The organism is Streptomyces phaeochromogenes (genome assembly GCF_001418655.1).
GTDB lineage: Bacteria > Actinomycetota > Actinomycetes > Streptomycetales > Streptomycetaceae > Streptomyces > Streptomyces phaeochromogenes.
The window spans coordinates 1-6,484 of record NZ_LIQZ01000500.1; the positions used below are offsets into that span (position 1 = coordinate 1).

Below are 6,484 nucleotides of genomic sequence, written 5' to 3' on the forward strand. Positions count from 1 at the left end.
CCCGAACACAACCACCAGAGCCACCCCGTAACCTGTCCCCGTGGCAGAACCAGTCGTGCGCATCCCGGATGCGAAGGTCGCCCTGTCCACGGCCTCCGTGTACCCGGAGTCGACGGCAACGGCCTTCGAGATCGCCGCACGCCTCGGCTACGACGGCGTAGAGGTCATGGTCTGGACCGACCCGGTCAGCCAGGACATCGAGGCCCTCCGCCGCCTCAGCGACTACCACCAGGTCCCGATCCTCGCGATCCACGCCCCCTGCCTGCTCATCACCCAGCGCGTCTGGTCCACCGACCCGTGGACCAAACTCCAGCGCGCCCAGTCGGCAGCCGAGAAACTCGGCGCGAGCACGGTCGTCGTACACCCCCCGTTCCGCTGGCAGCGCCAGTACGCGCGCGACTTCGTCACCGGGATCTGGCGCATGGCGAACGAGACGGACGTCCGGTTCGCCGTCGAAAACATGTACCCCTGGCGCTACCGCGACCGCGAGATGCTCGCCTACGCCCCCGACTGGGACGTCACGAAGGACGACTACCGCCACTTCACGATCGATCTCAGCCACACGGCGACCGCCCGCACGGACGCGCTCCAGATGATCGACCGCATGAGCGACCGCCTCGGCCACGTCCACCTCGCCGACGGCAACGGCTCCAACAAGGACGAGCACCTCGTCCCCGGCCGCGGCACACAGCCCTGCGCCGAGCTACTGGAACGCCTCGCCCTGTCCGGCTTCGACGGCCACGTCGTCATCGAGGTCAACACCCGCCGTGCCATGTCCAGCGCCGAACGTGAGGCCGACCTGGCGGAGGCCCTCGCCTTCACCCGGCTCCACCTGGCCTCGGCCGTACGGGTCCCGCGCTCGTGACCAGCGCCGCCCCGCGCCGCCGCGGACGCCCCTCCCACGCGGACTCCGCGGACGCCCCCGCCGCCCGCGACCGCATCCTGGCGGCGGCCCGCGAGGAGTTCTCCGAGCGGGGCTACGAGAAGACGTCCGTACGCGGCATCGCCAAGGCCGCGGGCGTGGACTCGGCACTCGTGCACCACTACTTCGGCACCAAGGAGCAGGTCTTCGAGTCGTCCATCGAGGTCGCCTTCGGACCCCTCCTGGCCGCCCCGGGCTCGATCGCGGAAGGCCCCCTGGACGGCGTCGGAGAGCGGCTGGCCCGCTTCTTCTTCGGGGTCTGGGAGAACCCGGCCACCCGCAAGGCGCTGCTCGCGATCATCCGCTCAGCCGTGAACAACGACGTCGCGGCCTCGGTCTTCCGCCGCCTCATCTCGGCCCAGCTGCTCCGCCGCGTCGCCGCCCAGCTGGACACACCGGACGCCGAACTGCGCGCCGAGCTCGCGGCGGCCCAGCTCGTGGGCATCGCGATGCTGCGGTACGTGATCAAGGTCGAACCCCTGGCCTCGGCGAACCCGGAACAGATCATCACGAGGGTGGCCCCGGTGATCCAGGCCCACCTGACGAACCCCTGAGGCTTCAGGGGCGCGGGGCTGTGACACGTACGCTTCCGCAGCGTGGGCGCGACCCACACGGCGGAACCCGCAGCCGAACACCGAGACAGGCATCCCGCATTCCGGACGCCATGTCCAATCCCTGGATGACCGGCGTACGCTCGACGTGAGTCATTACTCTCCGAAGGAGCGAGCGACGATGCCCGAGCTGAGGTCCCGCACAGTCACCCACGGCCGCAACATGGCGGGCGCACGCGCCCTTATGCGCGCCTCCGGTGTACCCGGTGCGGACATCGGCCGTAAGCCGATCATCGCGGTCGCCAACAGCTTCACCGAGTTCGTGCCCGGCCATACCCACCTCCAGCCGGTCGGCCGGATCGTGAGCGAGGCCATCACGGCCGCTGGCGGTATCCCGCGCGAGTTCAACACGATCGCGGTCGACGACGGCATCGCGATGGGCCACGGAGGCATGCTCTACAGCCTGCCCTCCCGCGACCTGATCGCGGACAGCGTCGAGTACATGGTGGAGGCCCACTGCGCCGACGCCCTGATCTGCATCTCGAACTGCGACAAGATCACGCCCGGCATGCTGATGGCGGCCCTGCGCCTGAACATCCCGACGGTCTTCGTCTCCGGCGGCCCCATGGAGTCCGGCCGCGCGACCCTGGTCGACGGCACGGTCCGTACGCTCGACCTGGTCGACGCGATCTCCGACGCCGTGAACGACAAGATCTCGGACGAGGACATCCTCCGTATCGAGGAGAACGCCTGTCCGACCTGCGGCTCCTGTTCCGGCATGTTCACGGCCAACTCCATGAACTGCCTGACGGAGGCCATCGGCCTCTCGCTCCCCGGCAACGGCTCGGTCCTCGCCACGCACACCGCCCGCAAGGCGCTGTACCAGGACGCGGGGCGCACGGTGATGGACATCACCCGCCGCTACTACGAGCAGGACGACGAGACGGTCCTGCCGCGCAACATCGCCACGATCGCGGCCTTCGAGAACGCCATGGCGCTCGACATCGCCATGGGCGGCTCGACCAACACGATCCTGCACCTGCTGGCCGCGGCCCAGGAGGCGGGCGTTCCGTTCGGCCTCGACGAGATCAACGCGGTCTCGCGCCGCGTGCCCTGCCTCGCCAAGGTCGCCCCGAACGTGGCCAAGGACCGGACGTACTACATGGAGGACGTGCATCGGGCCGGAGGTATCCCCGCTCTGCTCGGCGAACTGCACCGCGGCGGCCACCTGAACGAGGACGTGCACTCGGTCCACAGCCCGTCCCTGTCGGACTGGCTGAAGACCTGGGACGTCCGCGCCGGCTCCCCGTCCCCCGAAGCCCTGGAGCTGTGGCACGCGGCACCCGGCTGTGTCCGTTCCGCCGAGGCCTTCTCACAGTCCGAGCGCTGGGAGGCCCTCGACGAGGACGCGGAGGGCGGCTGCATCCGCTCGGCGGAGCACGCGTACTCCAAGGACGGCGGCCTGGCGGTCCTGAAGGGCAACCTCGCCGTCGACGGCTGTGTCGTGAAGACGGCAGGCGTGGACGAGTCGATCTGGACCTTCGAGGGCCCGGCGGTCGTCTGCGAGTCGCAGGAGGAGGCCGTCGACAAGATCCTCAAGAAGGAGATCACGCACGGCGACGTCGTCGTCATCCGCTACGAGGGCCCCAAGGGCGGCCCCGGCATGCAGGAGATGCTCTACCCGACGTCCTTCCTGAAGGGCCGCGGCCTCGGCAAGACCTGCGCCCTGATCACCGACGGCCGCTTCTCCGGCGGCACGTCCGGCCTGTCCATCGGCCACGCCTCCCCGGAGGCGGCCTCCGGCGGCACGATCGCCCTCGTCAAGGACGGCGACCGCATCCGCATCGACATCCCGAACCGCGGCATCGAGCTCCTGGTCTCCGACGAGGAGCTGGCCACCCGCCGCGAAGCCCTGGGCGGCGTCTACGCCCCGGCCGCCCGCGAGCGAAAGGTCTCCGCCGCCCTCCGCGCATACGCGGCGATGGCGACGAGCGCCGACAAGGGCGCGGTCCGAGACGTCTCCAAACTCGGCTAGCCCCGCCCCACCCCCACCACGTGGACCCGCCCGGTCCTCACCACCGGGCGGGTTCGCCGTTTCCGGGACCTACCAGCCGGCGGGCTTGCGGGCGTCCACCGCGAAGACACTGCCGTCGGGCGCGCTTCCGTAGACCCGGTCGCCCACGACCAGAGGCGCGGGCAGCTCCGCGACGACCCCTTCGGTCCTGTCGCCGCTGAGCCGTGGACGGGTCTGGCCCAGCAGTTTGCCGGTACGCGCGTCGGCCGCGAGCAGTCGGCCGTCGGGGGAGGTGACGTACACATGCCGGGCGTCGGCGGTCGGCGCCGAACCCCTGCTGACCGACGTCTCCAGCCGCCACCGCTGCTTGCCCGCGTCGAGGTCCACCGCCACCAGCGCCCCACCCGTGGCCAGGAAATAGGCCGTTCCATCGTGCAGGGCGGCCGTGGCGGACGGGAGCGGAAGCCCGAGAGGGATCCGCCGTACGCGGCCCGAGTCGTGCGTGTAGCCGACGACGCTCACGGTCTCCTGGTACGAGTTCTCCCCGGTCAGCCAGAGGGTGCCCTTCGCGGCCCCGACGGGGACGAGCAGTCCGTCGAGGCTGTGGCGCCACCGCACGTCCCCGGTCCGCAGATCCACCGCGATCACCTGCGTGCTCGTGCTGTCGGCGCCCAGTGTTGTCGCGTACGCGAGATCACCGCCGAAGTACGCGAAGGAGGGCTGGGCCCGGCCGGCCACGCGATGGCGCCACAGCCGGTCCCCGGTCTTGCCGTCGACACCGGTGACCATGCCGTCGGGCGAGGTCAGCAGAACCGTATCGCCCGCGCTCTGCTGCGTGCTGCCCTCGTCCTCCGCGATGTCCAGCGTCCAGCGGGTCCTGCCCGTGTCGGGGTCGAGCGCGACGAGCTGCTTCTGGTCCGGGGTGACGGCGTGCACCAGTCCACCCGACAGGACGGGTGCGACCACGCCGCCGACTCCCGCGGTTCCGGTCTTCCGCGTCCACCGCACCTTGCCGTTCAGCGGGTCGACGGAGGCGGCGAGCACACCGGGAGCGGCGCATCGCAGGCTCCCGGCGCCGTAGGTGCACTGGGGCATGCCGCTCTTCCCGGTGCCCACCTTCGTGACCCACGGGCGGAAGGCGTCGGCGGCGGCACGGCGTTCGGTGCCCGACTCCGGACTACGGCCGGAGTCACCGTCGACGCTCTGCACACCGAAGAGAAGCGCACCCCACACCGCCAGTACGGATACGACGCCGGCGATGGAAAGACGGACACGGCGGCGACGACGGTTGCGCGACGAGAGGTCACTGGAACCGACGGACGAGTCCTGGTCCCGGTCCCGGTCCGGGTCAGGCCCGGAAGCCCCGGCTGCCGTACGCCGCTTGCCGCGCACGTGAGTCGGACCGTCCCCGGGCTCGGGTGCGGGCGCGGGGACGTGCCCAGAGCCGGCTTCGGATTTGGCGTCGGTCTCGGCCCCCGGCTTCGATGTGCGCTGAGCGGGGATGAACGCCTGGGTGTCGTAGAGCGAGGAGACGAGCCGCAGTTCCGCCATGAGCTCGTCGGGCGTGGGCCGTTCGTCCGGCTCCTTGGCGAGGCAGCGGCCGACGAGCTGGGCCAGATCATCGGGGACACCGGTCAAGTCCGGCTCGTCGTGCACCACTTGATACGCGACGATGTAGGGGCTGTCGGAGTCGAAGGGCCCGCGTCCGGTGGCCGCGTGGACCAGGACCGACCCGAGGGCGAAGATGTCGGCGGCCGGGCCCACTTCGCGGGGGCGGCGGAACTGCTCGGGGGCCATGAAGGGCGGGGTACCGATCAGCTTGCCGGTCTCCGTGCGCAGCTCACTGTCCGATGGCCGGGAGATGCCGAAGTCGATGACCTTGGGACCGTCGTCGGCGAGCAGGACGTTGCTCGGCTTGAGATCGCGGTGCACGACACCGGCACGATGGATGTCGCGCAGCCCCTCGGCGAGGCCGGCCATGACCTGACGCAACTGCGCGGACGACAACGAGCCGTTCCGCTTCACATGCTCGGCCAGGGTCAGCCCCGGTATGAACAGGGTGGCCATCCAGGGCCGCTCGGCCTCGGGGTCGGCGTCCACGACCGGTGCGGTGAAGGCACCGCTGACCCGCCGCGCGGCCGCGACCTCCTGCCGGAACCGTCCCCTGAACTCGGGGTCCTTGGCGAACTCGGCATGGACGACCTTCACCGCGAGCCGCAGCCCCGAGGTCGATCGCGCCAGATGGACGACACCCATACCGCCCGAGCCGAGGCGTGACTCAAGGCGGTACTGCCCGGCGTATTCGGGAAGTTCCGCTTCGGCACCGGATCCGGCGCTGCGTCGTGGCGGCATGGTCCACCCCCGTGAATTACGTACGCACGCGCGACGCACGGAGCCTAGTCGATGGTTCGTACGAGACCCACGCGGCTTGCTAGCCTCCGCGTGCACAAAGAAAAGAAAGTGTTTCAAGCCAACGCGTTCGCGACGATCAAGACAGTGCGTCAGACGCATCCAACGGGGGAGGCCCATATGGCTGTTGAAGAGATGGAGAGCGCGGAGGAGAGTACGGGCGCGAGGGCGGAGGCGACCGTCACCACGGCCCAGAAGCTCTACTCGATCGCACCCGGCTACACCGTGAACGTACGCAGCGGCCCCGGCACCCAGTACCGCGTGGTCCGCACCCTCGCAGTGGGCTCCAAGGTCCCGATCTTCTGCCAGCGCCCGGGCGAGACGATCAGCGGTCCCTACGGCACGACGAACATCTGGGACAACATCAAGGTCGGGGAGTACGTCTCCGACGCCTTCGTGAAAACGGGCAGCGACGGCTACGTGGCACCGCGCTGCAGCTGAGGGAGCGGGGGCGGCTCGGCTCGTGATCTCGCGGACTCGTGATCTCGCGGACTCGCGGGTTCGCAGACCGGCGAGCCGGGCCGCTCCCTCAGCCCCACCCTCACCCACCCTCGTGCTCGTCCTCGCCCCTGGCCCTTATACATCTCT

At 70.2% G+C, this 6,484-nt stretch carries 5 protein-coding genes; 4 read left to right on the top strand and 1 reads right to left on the bottom strand.

What is annotated here, in order from left to right; genetic code table 11:
* Nucleotides 1–40 precede the first annotated feature (40 nt).
* The 3 genes from AOK17_RS43915 to ilvD all read left to right on the top strand — a co-directional run bounded on the left by AOK17_RS43915 (nucleotide 41) and on the right by ilvD (nucleotide 3,508).
* Complete coding sequence (locus tag AOK17_RS43915; protein ID WP_055618249.1) at nucleotides 41–865, top strand: sugar phosphate isomerase/epimerase family protein; 825 nt, start codon at nucleotides 41–43, stop codon at nucleotides 863–865.
* On the top strand, nucleotides 862–1,476 hold the full coding sequence (locus AOK17_RS43920) for a TetR/AcrR family transcriptional regulator (protein ID WP_055618250.1): 615 nt from the start codon (nucleotides 862–864) through the stop codon (nucleotides 1,474–1,476). The genes AOK17_RS43915 and AOK17_RS43920 overlap by 4 nt, the downstream gene beginning before the upstream one ends.
* Nucleotides 1,477–1,654: 178 nt before the next feature.
* Nucleotides 1,655–3,508, top strand: coding sequence for a dihydroxy-acid dehydratase (gene ilvD / locus AOK17_RS43925; RefSeq protein WP_055618251.1), 1,854 nt, complete (start codon nucleotides 1,655–1,657; stop codon nucleotides 3,506–3,508).
* 69 nt (nucleotides 3,509–3,577) lie between these two features.
* Here ilvD and AOK17_RS43930 read toward each other — a convergent pair whose 3' ends face one another.
* On the bottom strand, nucleotides 3,578–5,839 hold the full coding sequence (locus AOK17_RS43930; protein ID WP_055618252.1) for a serine/threonine-protein kinase: 2,262 nt from the start codon (nucleotides 5,837–5,839) through the stop codon (nucleotides 3,578–3,580).
* A 177-nt stretch (nucleotides 5,840–6,016) separates the two neighbouring features.
* Between AOK17_RS43930 and AOK17_RS43935 the strand changes: the two genes are divergently transcribed.
* Entirely contained in the window at nucleotides 6,017–6,337 is a 321-nt protein-coding gene (locus AOK17_RS43935; RefSeq protein ID WP_055618253.1) for an SH3 domain-containing protein, read from the top strand.
* The last annotated feature ends 147 nt before the right edge of the window (nucleotides 6,338–6,484 follow it).